General features: G+C 68.7%; 18 protein-coding genes. 9 read left to right on the top strand and 9 right to left on the bottom strand.

Annotation, left to right across the window (positions count from 1 at the left end; all coding sequences use genetic code 11):
• Window positions 1-70: 70 nt before the first annotated feature.
• The 3 genes from ABD951_RS26750 to kstD form a co-directional block, all read right to left on the bottom strand.
• Window positions 71-1,852: a cholesterol oxidase substrate-binding domain-containing protein gene (locus tag ABD951_RS26750; protein WP_345352870.1), complete on the bottom strand. Its 1,782-nt coding sequence runs from the start codon at window positions 1,850-1,852 to the stop codon at window positions 71-73.
• A 90-nt stretch (window positions 1,853-1,942) separates the two neighbouring features.
• Window positions 1,943-2,803 carry a MaoC/PaaZ C-terminal domain-containing protein gene (locus ABD951_RS26745; protein ID WP_345352867.1) on the bottom strand — a complete coding sequence of 287 codons (861 nt, stop codon included), beginning with the start codon at window positions 2,801-2,803 and terminating at the stop codon, window positions 1,943-1,945.
• Window positions 2,804-2,891: 88 nt separating this feature from the next.
• Window positions 2,892-4,592, bottom strand: coding sequence for a 3-oxosteroid 1-dehydrogenase (kstD, locus tag ABD951_RS26740; protein WP_345352864.1), 1,701 nt, complete (start codon window positions 4,590-4,592; stop codon window positions 2,892-2,894).
• A 125-nt stretch (window positions 4,593-4,717) separates the two neighbouring features.
• Here kstD and ABD951_RS26735 point away from each other — a divergent pair, with 125 nt between their 5' ends.
• Window positions 4,718-6,340, top strand: a complete 1,623-nt coding sequence (locus tag ABD951_RS26735; RefSeq protein ID WP_345352861.1) for an FAD-binding protein — start codon at window positions 4,718-4,720, stop codon at window positions 6,338-6,340.
• 200 nt (window positions 6,341-6,540) lie between these two features.
• On the opposite strand, the gene ABD951_RS26730 is transcribed toward ABD951_RS26735, so the two are convergent.
• On the bottom strand, window positions 6,541-6,879 hold the full coding sequence (locus tag ABD951_RS26730; protein ID WP_345352858.1) for a hypothetical protein: 339 nt from the start codon (window positions 6,877-6,879) through the stop codon (window positions 6,541-6,543).
• On the bottom strand, window positions 6,876-8,057 hold the full coding sequence (locus ABD951_RS26725) for a 3-ketosteroid-9-alpha-monooxygenase, oxygenase component (RefSeq protein ID WP_345352855.1): 1,182 nt from the start codon (window positions 8,055-8,057) through the stop codon (window positions 6,876-6,878). The genes ABD951_RS26730 and ABD951_RS26725 overlap by 4 nt, the downstream gene beginning before the upstream one ends.
• A gap of 206 nt (window positions 8,058-8,263) precedes the next feature.
• Here ABD951_RS26725 and hsaA point away from each other — a divergent pair, with 206 nt between their 5' ends.
• From hsaA to hsaB, 4 genes are read left to right on the top strand one after another with little or no spacing between them, the layout of a single operon-like run.
• A complete protein-coding gene (gene hsaA / locus ABD951_RS26720; RefSeq protein WP_345352852.1) occupies window positions 8,264-9,439 on the top strand; it encodes a 3-hydroxy-9,10-secoandrosta-1,3,5(10)-triene-9,17-dione monooxygenase oxygenase subunit in 1,176 nt (391 codons plus the stop codon).
• 10 nt (window positions 9,440-9,449) lie between these two features.
• Window positions 9,450-10,325, top strand: a complete 876-nt coding sequence (gene hsaD, locus ABD951_RS26715) for a 4,5:9,10-diseco-3-hydroxy-5,9,17-trioxoandrosta-1(10),2-diene-4-oate hydrolase (RefSeq protein WP_345352849.1) — start codon at window positions 9,450-9,452, stop codon at window positions 10,323-10,325.
• A complete protein-coding gene (hsaC, locus tag ABD951_RS26710; protein WP_345352846.1) occupies window positions 10,325-11,224 on the top strand; it encodes an iron-dependent extradiol dioxygenase HsaC in 900 nt (299 codons plus the stop codon). Before hsaD ends, hsaC begins: the two co-directional genes overlap by 1 nt.
• Window positions 11,225-11,238: 14 nt before the next feature.
• A complete protein-coding gene (gene hsaB, locus ABD951_RS26705; RefSeq protein ID WP_425569971.1) occupies window positions 11,239-11,808 on the top strand; it encodes a 3-hydroxy-9,10-secoandrosta-1,3,5(10)-triene-9,17-dione monooxygenase reductase subunit in 570 nt (189 codons plus the stop codon).
• Between the two features lie 151 nt (window positions 11,809-11,959).
• Here the strand turns inward: hsaB and ABD951_RS26700 are convergent, their stop codons facing one another.
• A complete protein-coding gene (locus tag ABD951_RS26700) occupies window positions 11,960-14,011 on the bottom strand; it encodes a neutral/alkaline ceramidase (RefSeq protein WP_345352840.1) in 2,052 nt (683 codons plus the stop codon).
• A 311-nt stretch (window positions 14,012-14,322) separates the two neighbouring features.
• On the opposite strand from ABD951_RS26700, the gene ABD951_RS26695 reads away from it, so the two are divergent.
• Window positions 14,323-14,766, top strand: coding sequence for an SRPBCC family protein (locus ABD951_RS26695; protein ID WP_345352837.1), 444 nt, complete (start codon window positions 14,323-14,325; stop codon window positions 14,764-14,766).
• On the opposite strand, the gene ABD951_RS26690 is transcribed toward ABD951_RS26695, so the two are convergent.
• Together ABD951_RS26690 and ABD951_RS26685 are read right to left on the bottom strand one after the other, a co-directional pair.
• Window positions 14,767-15,498, bottom strand: a complete 732-nt coding sequence (locus tag ABD951_RS26690; RefSeq protein WP_345352834.1) for an acetoacetate decarboxylase family protein — start codon at window positions 15,496-15,498, stop codon at window positions 14,767-14,769.
• Window positions 15,495-16,316 carry an SDR family oxidoreductase gene (locus ABD951_RS26685; protein ID WP_345353267.1) on the bottom strand — a complete coding sequence of 274 codons (822 nt, stop codon included), beginning with the start codon at window positions 16,314-16,316 and terminating at the stop codon, window positions 15,495-15,497. Before ABD951_RS26685 ends, ABD951_RS26690 begins: the two co-directional genes overlap by 4 nt.
• Window positions 16,317-16,481: 165 nt before the next feature.
• On the opposite strand from ABD951_RS26685, the gene ABD951_RS26680 reads away from it, so the two are divergent.
• Both ABD951_RS26680 and ABD951_RS26675 read left to right on the top strand, forming a co-directional pair.
• Window positions 16,482-17,654 carry a cytochrome P450 gene (locus ABD951_RS26680; protein ID WP_345352831.1) on the top strand — a complete coding sequence of 391 codons (1,173 nt, stop codon included), beginning with the start codon at window positions 16,482-16,484 and terminating at the stop codon, window positions 17,652-17,654.
• A gap of 43 nt (window positions 17,655-17,697) precedes the next feature.
• A complete protein-coding gene (locus ABD951_RS26675; RefSeq protein ID WP_345352828.1) occupies window positions 17,698-18,519 on the top strand; it encodes an HAD family hydrolase in 822 nt (273 codons plus the stop codon).
• Window positions 18,520-18,554: 35 nt separating this feature from the next.
• Here ABD951_RS26675 and ABD951_RS26670 read toward each other — a convergent pair whose 3' ends face one another.
• Window positions 18,555-18,902 (bottom strand): DoxX family protein, encoded by a 348-nt coding sequence (locus ABD951_RS26670; protein WP_345352825.1) that lies wholly within the window; start codon window positions 18,900-18,902, stop codon window positions 18,555-18,557.
• Window positions 18,903-19,033: 131 nt separating this feature from the next.
• Between ABD951_RS26670 and ABD951_RS26665 the strand changes: the two genes are divergently transcribed.
• Window positions 19,034-19,372: a winged helix-turn-helix transcriptional regulator gene (locus tag ABD951_RS26665; protein ID WP_345352822.1), complete on the top strand. Its 339-nt coding sequence runs from the start codon at window positions 19,034-19,036 to the stop codon at window positions 19,370-19,372.
• Window positions 19,373-19,376: the final 4 nt, after the last annotated feature.

Raw genomic sequence — 19,376 nt, 5'->3', positions numbered from 1 at the left:
GGGCGACCGGATCTTCTCGCGGGTGGGTCACCGCGGCGGGGCGTCCTGAGCCGCCCCGCCGCGGGAGCTGTTACGGCAGCAGCTGATCCATGAAGGTGTTGCTGTAGACCCGGTGCGGGTCGAGCTCGTTGAAGACGGCGCGCGCGGTGTCCCAGTTGTCGTCCGCGGGCAGGCCGTCCCGGTAGCTCTGCGGCAGGGCGCCGCTGATGATCCCGCCGTCGGTGTACGGCTTGTCCGGACCGAACGCCCAGCCCTTCGACCATTCCGGGCGGAAGGTGTAGTCCGCGCCGGTGTAGTGCGAGCGCATCCACTGCTCCATCTCGCGGTAGAACGCGAACATGCCCGGGGTGCCGGGGACGCCGAGCACGTTCAGCCAGATCGCGGTGTCCCACTCGGGGTGGTCCGGACGCGGACGCATCGCCGAGATGGTGGGCGCACCGGCCGAGCCGACCTTGACGTCGGCCGCCTGGTCGAGGCCACAGCACCGGATCTCCACCGGACCGTTGAGCGGGTACTGGCCCTTCGCCTTGTAGAACTCGATCCGCTCGTTGAACCACTGAGCGAAGTCGTGGATGACCTGGCCGATGTTGGCCCGGCTGGTGATGACGGCGCCACCGCCCTCGGTCAGGCGCAGCGTGGTGGCCTTGATGTAGAACTGGATGTCCTTCGACCAGCCCCAGATGTCCGACGCGTTCGTGGCGGCGAGACCGGCGACGGTGGTGGAGTACATCGTCTGGCCGAACAGCGGCGCGATGCCCGGCGCGCCGGAGTTCATCTTCCCGAGCAGGTCGGTGACGGTCTCGGGCAGGTTGTCCGAGAACGGGTAGTTGTACGGACCGGTGACCTCGCGCGAGCCGCCCGGCTTCGTCGGAGCGACCGACCACACCTTCAGCCACGGCTTCTCGGTGAAGGGGTACCAGATCGCCTCGACGCCACCGTTGGACTTGACGTAGCTCTCGAAGGTGCGGCCCGAGGCGCCCTTGGGGGCGAACATCTCCTGCCACTTGATGTCGGTGTAGCTCTGGCAGCGCATCCGGAAGTTCGGGCCGGCCTGCATGGTCACCGAGGTGATGAAGGTGCGACCGAGGGAGGTCAGCAGCGGCTTGATCTTCGGATCGTTACGGGAGTAGGTCCGTTCGGCGTACTCGGTGCCGGTCCACACCACCGCGGTCAGCGAGGTGACGAGGTTCGACAGCGAACCGTACGTGTGGCCGGGCAGGGCCGACTGCCCGTCGGCGGGAAGCGCGGCACCGTGGGCGTCGACCGCGAGGGTGCCGGCGATCGTCAGGACGCCGGGAGCGGGCAGGTTCGCCCAGCCGAGGTTCTTCTCCTGGAGCGCGGAGGTGATGGCGTCGAGGGTGGCGCCGGGGCCCGCGGTCACGGTGGCCGGGGAGCCGGCGGCGTTGACAACCACTCCGTTCAGGTGCTTCGTCGTGTCGACGAGGATGACCTTGTCGACCGACGCACCGTTGACCACGGTCAGCGGGGTCCAGCCGTGCGAGGCGCCGCGGGGACGCAACGTGTAGTTGTTGGCGTGCGCCCAGTTGGTCAGGCGGACGACGTCGCCGGAGTTCTTCGGCGTGGCGGTCCAGACCGAGTCCAGCATGATCTCCTTGGACCAGTTCTGGTAGGCCTGCTGTGCCAGTTCGATGTCGGTCGGGAAGTTCGGCGGCGCGGGCAGCGTCGCGCCTCCGGCGGATCCCGTGCCGGAGCCGGAGCCCAGGGACCCCGTGTCGAGCGGGAGGGCGTAGACGGGCGTCCACCCGCCCACCGCGGTGGCCGCGAGGGCACCGGCACCCGCGGCGAGGAAGCCCCGCCGGGAGAACCCGTTCGTGTTGGCCGATTTCGGCATGCGTAACTCCAGTCGTGACGAGAAATGGGGGAAGTGAAGCAGAGCAGTGCAGAGCAGTGCAGAGCAGTACTGGACGAGTGGTCCGGAAGTCTAGGCGAGCGTCAGGACCACGTCAGCCAATGCGGGAGAGTTCTCGCGCGCGGGCACGGATGCCGAGATCAGCAGGCGCCCCGGCTCCTCCCAGATCCGGACGAGGAGGGTCTCGCCGGGGTACACCACGCCCGCGAAACGAGCCCGGTAGCCGTGCACCCGGCTCGCATCGGACTCGAGCACGGTGTCGACGGCGGCCTTGCACACCACGCCGTAGGTGCACAGCCCGTGCAGGATGGGTGCCGGGAACCCGGCCCCTCCGGCGAAGTCGGGATCCGAGTGCAGAGGGTTGCGGTCGCCGCACATCCGGTACAGCAGCGCCTGCTGCGGCAGCGTCGGTACCTCGACCTCGTGGTCGGGCGCCCGCTCGGGCAGCGGAACGGACTCGGAGGGACCCCGTTCGCCACCGAATCCGCCCTCACCGCGCGCGAAGATCGACGACCGCGCCGTCCACAGCGGGTTTCCGTCGCCGTCGGTGGTCACCGACTCCTGGACGATCACCGCGGCCTTGCCCTTGTCCCACACCTCGGCGATCCGGGTCGTGGTACGACCGGTGCCCGCGGCCGGAATCGGTTGGTGCACGGTCACTTCCTGGCTCCCGTGCACGACCTTCGCGAGGTCGATCTCCACGCCGGGGAACGAGACCTTCGGGGCCTCGGTGGCGTGGATGTTCGCGACGACCGTCGCGAACGTCGGCAGCACCTGCGGCGCGACGTCGTCGAGATAACGCAGTTCCCGCGGGTCGAGGGGGCGCGAGCCCGCGCCGATGCCGAGGTGGTAGAGCTGGACGTCCGAGGCGGTCCAGGTGAACTCCTGGGCCGGCAGCTCGGCTCCGATGGCGACGCCGGGATCGATGGGCACGGATGGATCCTGTTCTCTCGTGGTGCCGGTGCGCCGTGCGCCCCGTCCGCGGAGGCGGACCGGGAGCACGGCGCCGTGTGGGGGAGGGTCAGTTGGCGACGACGTCGCCGGCCTGCGCGCCGGCCTTGACGCGCTTGGCGATGTCGAGGACGGCGAGGTACGCAAACGTCATCGCGGGGCCGATCGTGGCGCCCGGTCCGGCGTAGGTGTGGCCCATCACCGGTGCGCTGGCGTTGCCCGCGGCATACAGGCCCTCGATGACCGTCCCGTCCTCGCGCAGCGCGCGACCGTCGACGTCGGTCTGGATGCCGCCCTTGGTGCCCAGGTCGCCCGGCACCATCTTGATCGCGTAGAACGGGGCCTTGCTGATCTCGGCGAGGCTCGGGTTCTTCAGGCGGGGGTCGCCGTAGTAGGCGTCGTATCCGCTGTCGCCGCGACCGAAGTCCTCGTCCTTGCCGGTGCGGGCGAAGCCGTTGAACCGCTCGACGGTCTCGGTCAGCGCGTCGACGGGCAGGCCGGTCTTCTCCGCGAGTTCGGCAATGGTGTTGGCCTTCACCACGATCCCGGCCTTGAGCCAGCGGCCGGGGAACGGCGAACGCGGGGTGATGCCCGCGAAGGTGTACCGGTTGCGGTAGCGCTGGTCGAGGATCATCCAGGTCGGGATGTTCTCGCCCGGCCCCTCGCCCTGACCGTACTTGCCGCCGTACATCATGTGGGTGGCCTCGACGTACGGTGCGGCCTCGTTGCCGAACCGCTTGCCGCGGGTGTTGACCATCATCGAGCCGGGCAGGGTCCGCTCCGACAGTGCGAACCACGGTCCACCGGTCAGCGGGATGGACGGGCCCCACCACGCGTCGTCCATGAAGTCGACTGCGGCGCCGAGCTTCTGGCCGGCCAGGATGCCGTCACCGGTGTTCGCCTTCGCGCCGACGGTCCACTCGGTGCCGATCGGGGCGCGCTGGTACTTCTTGCGCATCTCGTCGTTGTGCTCGAAGCCGCCGGATCCGAGGACGACGCCGTGGCGGGCGTGGATGACCTGCTCGGTGCCGTCGACGAGGACCTTGACGCCCGTGACGGCGTCTCCCTCGGTGTGGAGTTCGGTGAGGGGGGTGTTCAGCAGGATCGGGACGCCGGCGTCCTGCAGGCCCAGGCGCAGGCCGGCCATCAGGGCCTGGCCGCGCACCAGCAGGTCCTTGCCGGTGATCTTCGCGGCGAGGAAGCGGATCCCGACCTTCATCGCGCGCAGCGGGCCGCGGGGGTTGCGCATCAGCAGGTTGAGCCACTTGTAGTCGGCCTGGGTGATGACGAAGTTCTTCGGCGCCTTGACGTAGTCCGGCTCGAGGTTCTTGCGCTCGGCGCCGAGCCGGTTGCCGTCGAAGGGGGTCGGCTCGACGGAGCGTCCGCCGAGACGGCCGCCGGGGGCCTCCGGGTAGTAGTCGGAGTACCCGGGCACCCACTGCAGCTCGAGCGCGCTGTTCGCGAGCACGAAGGAGAGCATCTCCGGGCCGCGGTCGATGTAGGTGTCGATCCGCTCCGGTGCGACGACGTCACCGATGATGCTGTGCAGGTACTTGCGGGCGTCCTCGACGGTGTCGGTGACGCCGTCCCGCTGCAACACCTCGTTGTTGGGGATCCAGACTCCACCGCCCGAGCGGGCGCTGGAGCCGCCGTAGTGGGCGGCCTTCTCGACGATGACCACGCTCAGTCCCTGGTGGGCGGCGGTCAGGGCGGCGGTCATGCCCGCCGCACCGCTTCCGACAACGACGACGTCGTATTCCTGCTTGCTCATGTAGAACACGTTATAGAATGATGTAGGGGTCAGTCCATGCTTTCTGCCAGGAAGTATTCCTGGATGCTGTTCAACGCTGTGGGCTGAAGCGGAACACGTTCAGTGATCACGGAAGGTGGTGTTCGGTGTCCTGGGATCTGTCCGCCGACGTGGTGGTGGTCGGCGCCGGGGTGGCAGGTGCCGCGGCCGCGATCGAAGCGCTCGACGCCGGTGCCGACGTGATCGCCCTCGAACGGTTCGGGGGCGGCGGTACCAGCACCATCTCCGGCGGCATCGTCTACGCCGGCGGCGGCACCGCCGTCCAGCGCGAGGCGGGCGTCGAGGACACGGTCGACGCCATGTACGCGTACCTCGCTCGCGAGGTCGGCGACGCGGTGCGCCCCGCGACGCTGCGCCGGTTCTGCGAGGAGAGCTCGGCGACCGTCGACTGGCTGATGCGCAACGGCGTGCCGTTCGAGGGCTCGCTGTGCCCGTACAAGACGTCGTATCCGACGGATCGGCACTATCTGTACTACTCCGGCAGCGAGGCGGCCGGGGGATTCCGGGACGTCGCGCCGCCCGCGCCGCGCGGCCATCGGGCGAAGGGCCGCGGCACCTCGGGGAAGCAGCTGTACCGGCCGCTGATCGAGTCGGCGTTGGCGAAGGGCCTGCGGTTCGAGCGGCAAACCCGCGCGACCCGGCTCGTCACGGACGGCACGGGTGCCGTGGTCGGCGTCGAGTGCCTGAGCCTCCGCGACGCGCCGCGACAGGTGCGCGCCCGCCACGCCCGCCTCGCCTCGCTGTCGGCCAAGCCGGGCATCTACTACCCGCCGATGCGCCGCGCGCTGGACAAGCAGGTCCGCCGCATCGAGGATCGGTACGCCCGGCCGATCCGGATCGAGGCGCGCTCCGGAGTGATTCTGAGTGCGGGCGGGTTCATCGCGAACCGCGCGATGGTCGCCGAACACGCGCCGCGCTACCTCGGCGGGCTTCCGCTGGGCACCCCGGGCGACGACGGCAGCGGTATCGCGTTGGGCGTCGAGGCCGGCGGTGCCACCGACAAGCTCTCCCACGTCTCGGCGTGGCGGTTCATCGTTCCGCCGAGCGCGTTCCTCGGCTCGATCCTGGTGGACCGGAACGGGAACCGGATGGTCGACGAGTCGCGGTACGGCGCCGCACTCGGACACGCGATGATCGCCGAGCGGAACCGGGAGGGTTGGCTCCTCGCCGACGCCGAACTGGTCGCGCAGGCTCGCGCCCAGCTCGGCGACCAGACCAACTGGTTCCAGCGGATCCAGGCCGAAACGATGATGCGAGTGGACGGCACGACCGCACCGACCCTCGCCGAGGTCGCGGCCGAGGTCGGGGTCGACCCGGCCGGTCTCGCGGCGACGGTCGCCGCCCACAACGACGCGATCACCGCCGGCGAACCGGACCCGATGGGCAAGCCGGACGACTTCCGGCGTCCGCTGCGCACCGGTCCGTACTCGCTGTTCGACGTCTCGCTGAAGAAGAGCCTGACCAATCCGCTGCCGATGCTCACGCTCGGCGGACTGGTGGTCGACGAGGACACCGGCGCGGTCCTCGACGGCAGCGGCGCGCCCGTGGCCGGCCTGTATGCGGCCGGGCGGACCGCCGTCGGCATCTGCTCGAACTCCTACGTCAGCGGCCTGTCGCTCGCCGACGCCGTCTTCTCCGGTCGCCGTGCCGCCGCGGATGCCGGCCGCCGGAACCGGTCGCGGGACACCTCGCCCGAACAGGTCGGGTAGTTCGCCACGCCCGTACCGGGACGACGTCGCGAGGCGGTGACCCGGCGTGCGCGCGAGCGAGGCGGTGTGGCAGGACACCGGTCCTCTCACCGGAATTCGTTTCAACCAGCCCGGGGTGTCCGCGCGGCTTCCCGGCCGGGAGGGCGAACGAGGGCGCGCATCCGGATGGATGCGCGCCCTCGTTCGTTGTTCGGTTGTCGCTACGCCTCGGTGTCGCGCACCTCGATGATGCCCTCCATCACGGCGTGGTTGATGCTGGCCAGCAGTCGCGGACAGGTCTGCGGCGAACCGGTCCGCCCGCCGGAGCGGGTGAACTCCGGGCAGGCCGACGCCGGGTCGGCCTGCCACTGGATGCTGGTGTGCTTGTAGCTGTTCTTGCGCACGAGCACACAGGTGCCGCACGCCCGGCACTCCACCTCCTGGAGGCCGTCCTCCAGGTAGGTGTGCAGGTCTACGGCCGTCTGTGCGCGGACTGCCTCGACCCGGGCCGGGCTGTCGGCGAAATCCGGGGCCTTGGACCAGGTCGAGGTCATCGTCACACGCCCGTCTTGTTCTCGGCGGCGGCCGCCGCCTTCTCCTCCGCCTGGCGGGCCAGGTTCTCGTCGACCTCACGTTGCCAGGCCTCGATCGCCTTGCTGGTGTCGATCTCGAACTCGAACCGCTGCGTCATCTTCTCGTCGACGTCCGCGACGTCGACGTAGAACTGCTCGTACCAGCGACGCAGCTGGTAGACCGGGCCGTCCTCCTCGCACAGCAGGGGGTTCTCGATCTTGGTCTTGTTCTTCCAGATCGCGACATCCTGCTCGAAGCCCATCGTGACGCCCTGGGTGAACTTGCGAGCCAGCTTGGCCGTGGTGGCCTCGTCCAGACCCTTCGGCTTCTCGACGCTCACGCCGTACATCAACATGAACGAGTCGTGCGTGATCGGGTAGTGGCAGTTGATCAGGACGCTCTCGACCTTGTACCCGCTGTAGTCGTTGTGCAGCCAGTTGATCATGTACGAGGGGCCGAAGTACGACGCCTCGGAGTCCAGGACGGACTCGCCGTACTGCGTGCCCATGTTCTGCACGTCGGGCCGGCCGTGGTTCTGCAGGTACTGGGTCGCGACGTGGCCCTCGAAGACGTTCTTGAAGTACTTCGGGAACCCGAAGTGCACGTAGAAGAAGTGCGCCATGTCGACGACGTTGTCGACGATCTCGCGGCAGTTGGAGCCCTTGACCTCGAGGCGGTGCCACTCCCAGTCGGTCCACTCGTCGGTGAGGACCTGGGGCAGCTCCGGGATCGTGACGTCCTCCGGCGGCGGGTTGCCCTCTGGGTCGTGCCAGACGAACAGCTGCTTGTTCCGCTGCAGCGTTGTCCACGAGCGGGTACGGGCCAGCGGCGGGACGCGGCGGGCGTACGGGATGCCGGTGCACCTGCCGTTGCCGCCCCAGCGCCAGTCGTGGAACGGGCAGGCGACCGAATCGCCCTTGACGGTGCCCTGGCTCAGGTCGCCGCCCATGTGCCGGCAGTACGCGTCCAGGACGTTCAGCTTGCCCTCGCTGTCGGCGAAGACGACGAGCTTGGTTCCGAACGCCTCCACGGAGTGCGGCTTGCCGTCCAGGAACTCCTTCTCGAGGCCGATGCAGTGCCATCCACGGGCGAACCGCGTCGGCGTCGTTCCCACGTCGATTTCACGAACCTTGCGGTTGGCGGGAGCGCCGCTCGTCTGCGTCATCTGTGCCCTCACATCCCTTCGTCTCCTGTACTAGAACACGTTATAGAAGTCGGGAGCATTTTGCTAGATTTCACGCCGAGCCGCTCCCATTTTGGGCGCCTGAACTGGGGAAAACGACCGCTCTCGACACAAATGGGAACGTGTTCTAGTCTCAGGTGCAAAGGTGAACCACCGAACACAGAGATCGACACACAAGGGAGCGACCAGTGGGTGAGCACGAGAGTCACGTGGTGATCGAGAAGCTGAACGAGCTACTGCCGACCTTCCGCGAGCGTGCACAGGAGACCGAGGATCTGCGTCGCATCCCGGACGACTCGATCAAGTCGCTGCAGGAGGCCGGGTTCTTCCGGTTGCTCCAGCCGAAGCAGTGGGGTGGCTACGAGGCCGATCCGGTCACCTTCTACACGGCGGTGCGCAACATCGCCAGCGCGTGTGGTTCGACGGGCTGGGTCTCCGGCATCATCGGCGTCCACAACTGGCACCTGGCGCTGTTCGATCAGCAGGCGCAGGAGGACGTGTGGGGTCAGGACACCGACGTGCGGATCTCCTCGTCCTACGCGCCGATGGGCGCCGGTGAGGTCGTCGACGGCGGCTACAAGGTCAACGGCGCCTGGGCCTGGTCCTCGGGCTGCGACCACGCCACCTGGGTCGTCGTCGGTGGTCCGGTCATCAAGGACGGCCGCCCGGTCGACTTCGGCAGCTTCCTGATCCCTCGCGAGGACTACCGGATCGACGACGTGTGGAACGTCGTCGGCCTGCGCGGCACCGGCAGCAACACGGTGGTCGTCAAGGACGTCTTCGTGCCGCGTCACCGCTTCCTGAGCTTCAAGGCGATGAGCGACCTGACCGCTCCCGGTCTCCAGCAGAACACCGCGCCGGTCTACAAGATGCCTTGGGGCACAATCCATCCCACCACCATCTCCACCCCGATCGTCGGGATGGCATACGGCGCCTACGACGCCCACGTCGAGCACCAGGGCAAGCGGGTGCGCGCCGCGTACGCGGGTGAGAAGGCCAAGGACGACCCGTTCGCGAAGGTGCGGATCGCGGAGGCCTCCAGTGACATCGACGCCGCCTGGCGCCAGCTGTCCGGCAACGTGGCCGACGAGTACGCCCACCTGCTGGCCGGGGAGGAGGTGCCGCTCGAACTGCGCCTGCGGGCCCGTCGTGACCAGGTGCGAGCCACCGGTCGCGCGATCGCCTCGATCGATCTGCTCTTCGAGAACTCCGGTGCGACGGCCCTCGCGAACGGCACCCCGATCCAGCGCTTCTGGCGCGACGCGCACGCCGGTCGCGTGCACGCCGCGAACGACGCCGAGCGCGCGTACGTGATGTTCGGTGGCGCCGAGTTCGGCCTGCCGCTCACGGACACGATGGTCTAGGGGAGAGTCGATGACGGCAACCGAAGAACTCACCTACGAATCCACCTCCCGCTTCGCTCAGGTTCGGCCCGACCTGCAGCTGCACTACCACGAGGCCGGCGTCGGCAACGGGCCGACGATCGTGCTGCTGCACGGCGGCGGCCCGGGCGCGTCCTCGTGGTCGAACTTCGCCAGGAACATTCCCGTGCTGGCGCAGCAGTTCCACGTGCTCGCCGTCGACCAGCCGGGATACGGCAAGTCGGACAAGCCGACCGAGCATCCGCAGTACTTCCGGCACAGTGCCTCGGCGCTGAAGGATCTGCTCGACACCCTCGGCATCACCGAACGCGTTCACCTGCTGGGCAATTCGCTCGGCGGCGGCGCCGCGGTGCGCTTCGCCCTGGACTATCCGGACCGGGCCGGCCGGCTCGTGCTGATGGGCCCGGGTGGGCTCAGCGTCAACCTGTTCGCGCCGGACCCGACCGAGGGCGTGAAGAATCTCGGCAAGTTCAGCTACCAGCCGACGCGTGAGAACCTCGAGGCCTTCCTCAGGATCATGGTGTTCGACCAGTCGCTGATCACCCCGGAACTGATCGACGACCGGTTCGCCGCGGCGAGCACCCCGGAGTCGCTGGCGGCGGCCAAGGCGATGGGGAAGTCCTTCTCCGGACCGGAGTTCGAGCTCGGCATGCTCTGGCGCGACGCCTACAAGCTGCGCCAGCGCGTGCTGCTGATCTGGGGCCGCGAGGACCGGGTCAACCCGATCGACGGTGCGCTCGTCGCCCTCAAGATGATCCCGCGGGTGCAGCTGCACGTCTTCGGCGGCTGCGGCCACTGGGCGCAGCTCGAGAAGTTCGACGAGTTCAACCGGCTGGCTTCCGATTTCCTCTTGGACGGGGGTAAGTAGTGAGTATTCGTTCGCTCGCGTACATGCGCATCGAGGCCACCGACATGGCGGCCTGGCGCGAGTACGGTCTCAAGGTTCTCGGCATGATCGAGGGCAAGGGCACCAACCCGGACGCCCTGTACCTGCGCATGGACGACTTTCCGGCCCGCCTGGTGATCGTGCCGGGTGAGAAGGACCGGCTGCAGGTGTCCGGCTGGGAGACGGCCAATGCGGCCGGCCTGCAGGAGGTTCGGGACAACCTGACCGCCGCGGGGGTGCCGTTCAAGGAGGGCACCGCCGACCAGTTGGCGGATCGTCGCGTCGTCGAGCTGATCACCTTCGAGGACACCTCCGGCAACACCCTCGAGGTGTTCCACGGTGCCGCGCTCGAGCACCGCCGGATCGTGAGCCCGTACGGGCACAAGTTCGTCACCGGCGAGCAGGGTCTCGGGCATGTGGTGCTCACCACGAACGACGACGAGGCCTCGCTCCGGTTCTACCGGGACGTGCTGGGCTTCAAGCTGCGCGACTCGATGCGACTGCCTCCGCAGATGGTGGGCCGCCCGGCCGACGGCGAGCCGGCCTGGCTGCGCTTCCTCGGCTGCAACCCGCGTCACCACAGCCTCGCGTTCCTGCCGCTGCCGAACCCGACCGGCATCGTGCACCTGATGGTCGAGGTGGAGAACTCGGACGACGTGGGCCTGTGCCTGGACCGCGCGCTGCGCAAGAAGGTCAAGATGTCGGCCAGCCTCGGCCGGCACGTCAACGACCTGATGCTCTCGTTCTACATGAAGACCCCGGGCGGGTTCGACGTCGAGTTCGGCTGTGAGGGACTCGAGGTCGAGGACGAGAACTGGATCGCGCGGGAGAGCACCGCAGTGAGCCTGTGGGGTCACGACTTCACGGTGGGAATGAAGTAGTGAGCTCGTCCGAGGTGGAATCAGAGACGGGTGCGACGATCGACCCGCGTCAGTTCCGCACCGTGCTCGGCCAGTTCTGCACCGGTGTCACGATCATCACCACGGTGGACGACGGCGAGCCGATCGGGTTCGCCTGCCAGTCCTTCGCGGCGCTGTCGCTGGATCCGCCCCTGGTGCTGTTCTGTCCGACCAAGGGCTCGCGGTCCTGGGCGGCGATCGAGCGGACCGGCCGGTTCTGCGTGAACGTGCTCGCCGAGGAGCAGCAGTCGGTGTGTGCCCGCTTCGGCTCGCGTGAGCCGGACAAGTTCGCCGGAATCGGCTGGGAGCCGTCGCCGTTGGGTTCTCCGATCATCGAGAACTCGCTCGCGCACATCGACTGCACCGTCGAGACCGTGCACGACGGCGGCGACCACTTCGTGGTCTTCGGCCGGGTGCACTCGATGAGCGAGATCAAGACCGAGCGGCCACTGCTGTTCTACCGTGGCCAGTACACCGCCATCGAGCCGGAGAAGACCGTTCCGGCGCCGTGGCGCGACGACCTCGAGGCGTTCCTCACCGCGACGACCGAGGACACCTGGCTGTAGGACCGGTCCTGCGCCACCACAGACCCGGAGGGGCGACGAAGGGCCCGCTCACACGAGAGATCGTGTGGGCGGGCCCTTTTGGTGTTCGGTGTGGCGACGGTGTGCGGAGTGCGTGGCCGGCGGATTCGGCCGCCGGCCACACACTCCGGTCTCAGATCTCGAACTCCCCGGAGGTGCCGGTGAACGGGGCGACGGATCCGTCGGGGTTCTTCCGGTCGCCGAAGTGCTGGATCCGGTACCGGCCGGCCGGCGTGCCCTCCGGGACGTCCCAGGTGATGCGCGCGACCGACGCGCTCGAACCCTCGCGGCGCCAGTGGAACTTGGTCGACCAGTCGCCGTCGTCGGCGTACCGGACCCAGCGACCGTCGGCGAGTCGCTGCACCTCGAGGAAGGTGCCGCTGCGGTGCAGGTTGTTCTTCGGGTGCCCGGTGACGAACTCGGCGACCACCTGGGTGCCCGCGCCGGCCCGCGCCGCGGGCTGCACGAGCACGTCCCCGAACTGGCGACCGGGCACGGGTGTGTCGGCCGGAACGTCCGGCGCGAAGCCGGGCTGGAAGCCGGACAGGTCGCGCGGCGCGGGTCCGCGCGGTACGTCGGCGCGGTCGCGCATCGCGGCCGCGAGGCGCGCGTAGCCCTGCTGGTAGGCGGGAAGCGTGTTGCGGCCGAACAGTGTCGAGCCGCCCTCGTACTCCTGCGCCTCGTACTCCTCGGGAGTCGTGCAGTAGCTCGAGTAGGCGTTCGCGTAGCCCTGGAAGATGACGTTCTCCAGCGGGACGCCGAGTTCCTCGGCCACGGTGCGGCGGATTCGCAGGCCCGACACGATCGTGAACTCGGCCGGACCGCCGACGACGTAGACGTCGCCGATCCGGACGATCTGGATCTTGAGCACGTGCGGAACCCAGCCGTCCGGGGGAAGCAGCCCGACGGGCACCAGCACCAGCTTGGGTGCCTGCGCGTCGGCGAGCCACTGCGGGGTGGGGGTGTCGATGCCGCCGAGAGCGTCGATCATCGGGTTGCGGGTGCCCTCGGAGAAGATCTCGATTGCGGGGCCGTCCTCGGTGCTGCCCGCGGCCATCGCGGCGCCGATGCACGCCGGGGCGGTGCGGCGGGTCTGCCCGTCCGGCGTGTACTTGCCGTCCACGACCTGATTTGCCATGTCCAGGTACATGATCCGGCTGTCGACGGTGGTCGAGGACAGAGGCTGCGCATTCGCGAACGCCTGGCGTGCGGCCGCCACCTGACGCTCGCCGATGATCCGGGTGTTCTCGAACTCGTCGGCGGTGGGTCCGTGGCCCGGCTTCAGATCCAGGTTCGGGGACATGTCCCCGGTGTTGGTCTGCGGGAAGCAGGCGACGAATCCGGCTGCGCCGTCGAGATAGCGGACGCCCGCGACGTCGTGCTCCCAGAAGTAGGCGGCGGCGCCCTTGTTGTCGCCGGAGATCAGGTGGTTCTCGTTGGTGAGTGACGCCCCGTGGGTGGGGAACCAGCCAATGGCGCCGACGTTCTCGCCGTCCTGACCGATCTTGAGCACCCGCATCGCGGTGTCGATGCCGAGCGGGTAGTAGTCCTTGTCCCGCTGTGGGTTCCGGTCGAACGCGACCCGGGAACGGTTGACACTGGCGTTCGTGAGTTCGCTGCGCCCGTACGAGACGGTGCCCGCGGCGAGGTTGTCGTGCGCGGCGACGATCGCCTCGACCACGCCGTCGACCTCGGCGTGAAACACCAGCGGCTGGAAGCCCAGCGTCGCAAGGCTGTACGCGTAGTCGTGCGATGCGCCACCGCACGCGGCGTGCGAGTGCACCGCGGTGAGCATCACGTTCTTCTCGGTGTAGAGGGTGCCGTATCGCTCGGCGAGCCGGGCCAGCACGGCGTCGTGCACGGACTGGAAGACCATGCAGGTGTCCGCGCACGTGTAGACGACGCGGTTGTCGTCCGCGTCGGCGAACACGTACGCCCGCACCCGGGTCCGCTGATGCAGCCCCTCGGCCCTCTGGTCGAACTGCGAGTAGCCCATCATGCCGTTCTCGGCGACCGGCCCTGTCATGTCGGACCGGCCCACCCCGACGCGGAATCCGCGCGCCGGCGCGCGGTGGACGGGCGTGGAGGCGGAGCGGGTCTGGGCCGAGGCGGTCGAACCGGCGGCGGCCGCGAGCACCGGCGCGGCCGCGGCGCCGGCGAGCACGCTGCGTCGACTGATCGTCACTGCGGAATTCCTTTGCACGGAGGTCGAAAAGGCAAACTGGTCAAGTGTCCAGATGACAGCACACACGACCGGGCGCGAATTGGCAAGACCCGTACGGGACTTCTGTCCGGTTCCGTCCCGGACTACCATGGGTACGCCAGGAAGATCGCAGTCGGGGAGCCAATCGCGCATGCGCCGAGCGACGTGACCGTCGCGGTGGTGTGCTGTGTCGCGCGACTTTCGCGGAGATTCTGCCGCCGGACATCCGGCTGGAGGTCGCACACAATCGCGTGTGCGCGGGCGCACGCGCGCAACTCGAGGCAGGACTCGTCATGGCCAACACAATGAGAACCGAGGAGTCGATCACCATCGCACGGCCGGTCGACGCGGTGTTCGACTACATGTCGAACCCGGAGAACGCCGCCGAGTGGAACAGCAACCTCGTCGACTACACCCAGGAGTCCGGCAAGCCCGACGAGATCGGCTCGGTGACGTCGTTCGCCGTGAAGGTCGCCGGCGTGCGGCTCGATGCGTCCGAGGAACTCACCGAGTACGAGGCGAACAAGCACCTGGGCTTCCGCTCGAAGAAGTCCAGGATCGGCTACGAGCGTGCGCTCGACTTCGCGACCGACGGCAACGGCACTCGGGTGACCTACCTGATGGAGGCGGAGGCGGGGACGGGTCTGTTCAAGTTCGCCGATCCGATCGTCCAGAGACTCTTCGCGCACGACGTGCGAGGCAACCTCGAGAAGGCCAAGACCGTCCTGGAAGGCTAGTCAGCGCACGGCCGTTGCATCGCCGAACGTCATCCTCAGGTCGGGGATCGACGTCGTCAGCAACGCTCGGCGCGGCATCCCGAGCGACCGCAGTTCCTCGGCGATCGGATGTGAGCCGAGGGTGAGTCGGGCACCGCCGAGTCGCATCCGAATGCCGCTGGGACGCATGTCCCAGGCGGTGCGGCGGGTGATCCCGTCGAGATGCGAGTACGCCGCCATCGTGGTGCTCCGGGATGCGGCCGGCATCCGTAGCCCGGGTCTGATCGTCAGGTCCGCGATCAGAGTGCCGTTCACGCCGACCGAGGCGTGCTTGACGTCGGGCGCGTGATCGGCGTCGAAATCGGCCAGCACCTTGGGGAATCCCCAGATCCCACGGCCGGCGGCGAGCGTGAACTCGCCGTCGACGGGCAGCCGGTGAATCAGGGTGCCCGACCTGCCCCGGGCCAGCGCGGCCAGGTCGCCGAGAACGGACCCGCCGCGGCTGCGATGGTCGCGCACCATGAACGTGACGCCGAACTCGTTGTAGGGGCCGAGATCTCCGTCGACGTAGTCGACGAAGACAAGGCCGCACAGACCCCGGCCGGGCCGGAACCGCAGGATCTCGAGTCCGGTGTCGTCGATCAGCTGCTGCGCCGCAGCGGCCGGGACCGAGTACATCGCCATGAACGCGGTCGCCTGCCGGATCTGCACCGGCATCTCGACCTGCCTGCCGAGGACGTCGTGGCTGGTCACGGCGCGACCACCCCGCGCAGTCCGTTGGCTCCGTAGACCTGTTCGAGCATCGAGCTGAAATCCGGTCCGCGGCGCAGCATCTGGCCGCCGTCGACGTTGATGATCTGCCCGGTGATCCAGGTGGACTCGTCCCCGAGCAGGAACCGCGCGAGCCGGGCGACGTCCTCGGGTTCCCCGATCCGCGGAAGCGGGGTACACGCCCGGTAGTCGTCGAGCAGGGGGCCGCCCTCGGTGATGACCGCGACGAGGTCCGTCCGGGTCAGGCCCGGGCGGATGCAGTTGACGCGAACGTTGCTCGCACCGAGTTCGTCGGCGCCGAGCTGGACGAGATGGTCGACACCGGATTTCGACACCCCGTAGGCGCCGAACCAGCGGTGGGTGTTGCTGCTCGCGATCGAGGAGATCGCGACGAAGGAGCCGCCCCCGCCGCGCACCAGTTCCCGGGCCGAGTGCTTGAGCGTGAGCATCGTGCCGGTGACATTCAGCTCGACGGTGCGACGCCACGCGTCGACGTCGAGCTGGGTGACCGGTGCGATGGTCTCGTTGCCGCCCGCGCACGCGACCACGCCGTCGAGGCGTCCCGTGACGGCGGTCGCCGCGGCGACCGCGTCCGCGACCTGTGCTTCGACGGTGACGTCGGCCGTGCGGTGCGTGATCGAGCCGCCCTGCTCCGGCATGATCGTCGCCTCGGCCGCGACCAGCTTGTCCTCGGTGCGTCCGACGATCGTCACGTGTGCACCCGACCGGGCGAGCAGGTCCGCGACCCCGAGCCCGATTCCGCTGCCGCCACCGGTGACCAGCACCGACTTGCCCCGCATGCCACCCGGGTCGTTCGTGTCCACCGCGCGCTCCCCTCCGACTTGGTGGAACTCGTTCTACCATCGCGGCCCGGTTTTGGACATGCAACGGGAGGGAAGCGCCTACGCTCGGGCCGAAGCGTGTCGTGAGAATGTGTCAGCGCCGACCGAGGGGGCGACAAGCGGATGCGACCCGACATCGACCTGCTGGACGGGAGGTTCTACGCCGGCGAGCTCGGTGACCCGAGGTCGGCCTACGGGTGGATGCGGGCCAACGAGCCGGTGTTCCGGGACCGCAACGGGATGGCCGCAGCGGCGAGTCACGCCGCGGTGGTCGACGCCGAACGAGATGCCCGGCTGTTCTCCAACGCCGGCGGTATCCGGCCCGACGTCGGTCCGCTGCCGCACATGATCGACATGGACGATCCCGAGCACCTGCACCGGCGGAAGCTCGTCAACACCGGCTTCACCCGGAAGCGCGTCGAGGCGAGAATCGACGACCTCCGGCGCATCTGCGACGAACTGATCGACGCCGTCGTCGACAAGGGGGAGTGCGACTTCGTCCGAGATCTGGCCGCGCCGCTGCCGATGGCCGTCATCGGCGACATGCTCGGGGTCCGCCCGCACGAGCGCGAGATGTTCCTCGAATGGAGCGACGATCTCGTCAAGGCGCAGGGCAGCAACGCGTCCGAGGAGATGATCGCCAAGATGATGTCGGCGTACGTCTCGTTCGTCGACTTCACGATGCGGACGATCCGGGAGAGGCGGAGCGCGCCGACCGAGGACCTGACCAGCGTCCTCGTCCACGCGGAGATCGACGGGCGCCGTCTCGGCGACGAGGAGATCGTCGCCGAGACGCTGCTGATCCTGATCGGCGGGGACGAGACCACGCGACACGTGCTCAGCGGTGGGATGGAGCAGCTGCTTCGCCATCCGGAACAGCGCGACAAGCTGGTCGCGGACCGGTCCCTGGTCCCGGAGGCGCTCGAGGAGATGCTGCGGTGGGTGTCGCCGGTGAAGAACATGTGCCGCACCGTGACCCGGGACGTCGACTTCCATGGCACACGCCTGCGGGAGGGCGAGAAGATCATGCTGCTGTTCGAGGCGGCCAACTTCGACGAGTCGGTGTTCGAGGATCCCGAGCTCTTCGACGTCACCCGGAACCCGAACCCGCACATCGCTTTCGGGTTCGGTTCGCACTTCTGTCTCGGGAACCAGCTGGCGCGCCTCGAGGGCCGGTTGATGTTCGACCGGCTGCTCGAGCGTATCCCCATGATGGAACTCGCCACCGATGCGCCGTTGCCGCGCCGGCCCGCGAACTTCGTCACGGGTATCGAGGAGATGCCGGTTCGCTGGTGACGGGACCCGCCGGACGTTCGGTGGCTCCTGGGATCATCGAGGGGTGAAGCGAATCAGACTCGTGGCATCCGATCTCGACGGAACCCTGCTGCGGTCCGACCGGACGGTGTCGCCCCGCACGGCGGCGGCGATGGCGGCCGCGCGCGATGCAGGCATCGAGGTGGTGTGGGCAACGGCCCGGGCCAGGCACTCGGTCGACGAGCTGGCTCGATCGTGCGGATTCCGCGGAGCGGCGATCTGCGCGAACGGTGCCGTCACCCTCGACCTCGCCGACGGCACCCCGGAGATCACCGGCACGGTGTCGATCGAGGTCGCCGAGGCCCTGGCCGCGATGGAACGGGTCCGCACCCTGGCGCCGGGCGTGGTGTTCGCCAACGTCGGCGCGACGACATTCGTGGCCGAGCCCGAATATGCGGCGCTGTGCGACTACACCGACCACCACCGGCACCCGCACGAGATGGTTCTCGCCGAGCGGCTTCCGCTGGCCGGGGAGCAGATGGTCAAGATCGTCGCTCGTCATCCCGAGGTGTCGAGCGGCGAACTGTATCGCCTCGCTGCCGGGGCGGGAGTCGACGGCGTCGAGCTGACCCACTCGGGTGCGCCGTACGTCGAGATGGCCGCGTCCGGGGTGTCGAAGGCCAGTGCGCTCGAGCGACTGTGTGACAGCAAGGGGGTGGGCGTCGACGAGGTCGCCGTCATCGGTGACGCGGTCAACGACGTGCCGATGCTGAGCTGGGCCGGCACCGCGCTGGCACCCGCCAACGCGTTGCCCGAGGTCCGCGCGCTCGCCGATCGGGTGCTGCCCTCCAACGACGACGACGGGGTCGCGCGGTACCTCGAGGAGATCGCGGGCCGCCGGGTCTGACCGGTTCGCTCCCGGCGGGCCCGTCAGCGGGGCACTCAGGCGGCGACCGGCACCAGAATCGCGGCCACGACCGCGACGAGCATCAGCACGCCGGCGGGGGCGATGGTCTTGTCGTTCGCGCGCAGGTGCATGAGGACCGCGCCGAGGAAGTAGGCGACCACACCGATCGCGGCGGCGAGGCCGATCGGCCACCAGAACAGCCCGGCGATCAGGCCCACTGCGCCGGCGAGTTCGGCGAGCGCGAGCAACCACATCTTGTCGACGGGGAAGCCGACACTGGTCATGCTCTCGACCTGCTGGGGATTCTTGGTCAGCTTGCCGACGGCGGAGAACACCAGGACGAGGGCCAGCAGCACGGACACGATGGCGGCGGCGATGAACATGGGCTGACTCCTTGTGGATCGGTGCCGGCGCTCGTCGGCCCCTTCGGAAAAACTAGTGACAGCTAAGAAGCTAGCGCACTTCGAAAAAGCTAGCAACTATTGGTGCTGGAGTCGATTGGTAGGGTGGGAGCATGCAGAAGGACGCCGTCCGTCACGAGCCGCGCGAGTGCGACGCCGGGCTGACCCAGGCGTTCAAGTTCCTCGGCAAACGCTGGAACGGTGTGCTGATCGGCACCCTGGTGCAGGGGCCGGCCGGGTTCTCCGAGCTGAAACGTGCCGTCGTTGGAATCAGCGATTCGGTCCTCTCCGAGCGGCTGACCGAACTCACCGCGGCGGGACTGGCTCAGCGCACGGTCGACGAGGGGCCTCCGATCACGGTGGTGTACAGCGCGACCGAGGCGAGCAAGGCCCTGATCCCCGCGCTCGACGCGATCGCGTCCTGGGCGCGGGACAACCTGACGGGCCCGTGACCCG

The organism is Rhodococcus olei (assembly GCF_039540555.1).
GTDB lineage: Bacteria > Actinomycetota > Actinomycetes > Mycobacteriales > Mycobacteriaceae > Rhodococcus_G > Rhodococcus_G olei.
This window is presented reverse-complemented; position numbering and strand designations above follow the sequence as displayed.

What these genes read in the sequence shown, in the direction of transcription:
- ABD951_RS26725 (WP_345352855.1), bottom strand. Translation starts at nt 8,057, where the DNA reads ATGACGCAGACGAGCGGCGCTCCCGCCAACCGCAAGGTTCGTGAAATC.
- ABD951_RS26750 (WP_345352870.1), bottom strand. Translation starts at nt 1,852, where the DNA reads ATGCCGAAATCGGCCAACACGAACGGGTTCTCCCGGCGGGGCTTCCTC.
- hsaD (WP_345352849.1), top strand. Translation starts at nt 9,450, where the DNA reads ATGACGGCAACCGAAGAACTCACCTACGAATCCACCTCCCGCTTCGCT.
- ABD951_RS26680 (WP_345352831.1), top strand. Translation starts at nt 16,482, where the DNA reads ATGCGACCCGACATCGACCTGCTGGACGGGAGGTTCTACGCCGGCGAG.
- ABD951_RS26695 (WP_345352837.1), top strand. Translation starts at nt 14,323, where the DNA reads ATGGCCAACACAATGAGAACCGAGGAGTCGATCACCATCGCACGGCCG.
- ABD951_RS26685 (WP_345353267.1), bottom strand. Translation starts at nt 16,316, where the DNA reads ATGCGGGGCAAGTCGGTGCTGGTCACCGGTGGCGGCAGCGGAATCGGG.
- ABD951_RS26665 (WP_345352822.1), top strand. Translation starts at nt 19,034, where the DNA reads ATGCAGAAGGACGCCGTCCGTCACGAGCCGCGCGAGTGCGACGCCGGG.
- kstD (WP_345352864.1), bottom strand. Translation starts at nt 4,592, where the DNA reads ATGAGCAAGCAGGAATACGACGTCGTCGTTGTCGGAAGCGGTGCGGCG.
- ABD951_RS26670 (WP_345352825.1), bottom strand. Translation starts at nt 18,902, where the DNA reads ATGTTCATCGCCGCCGCCATCGTGTCCGTGCTGCTGGCCCTCGTCCTG.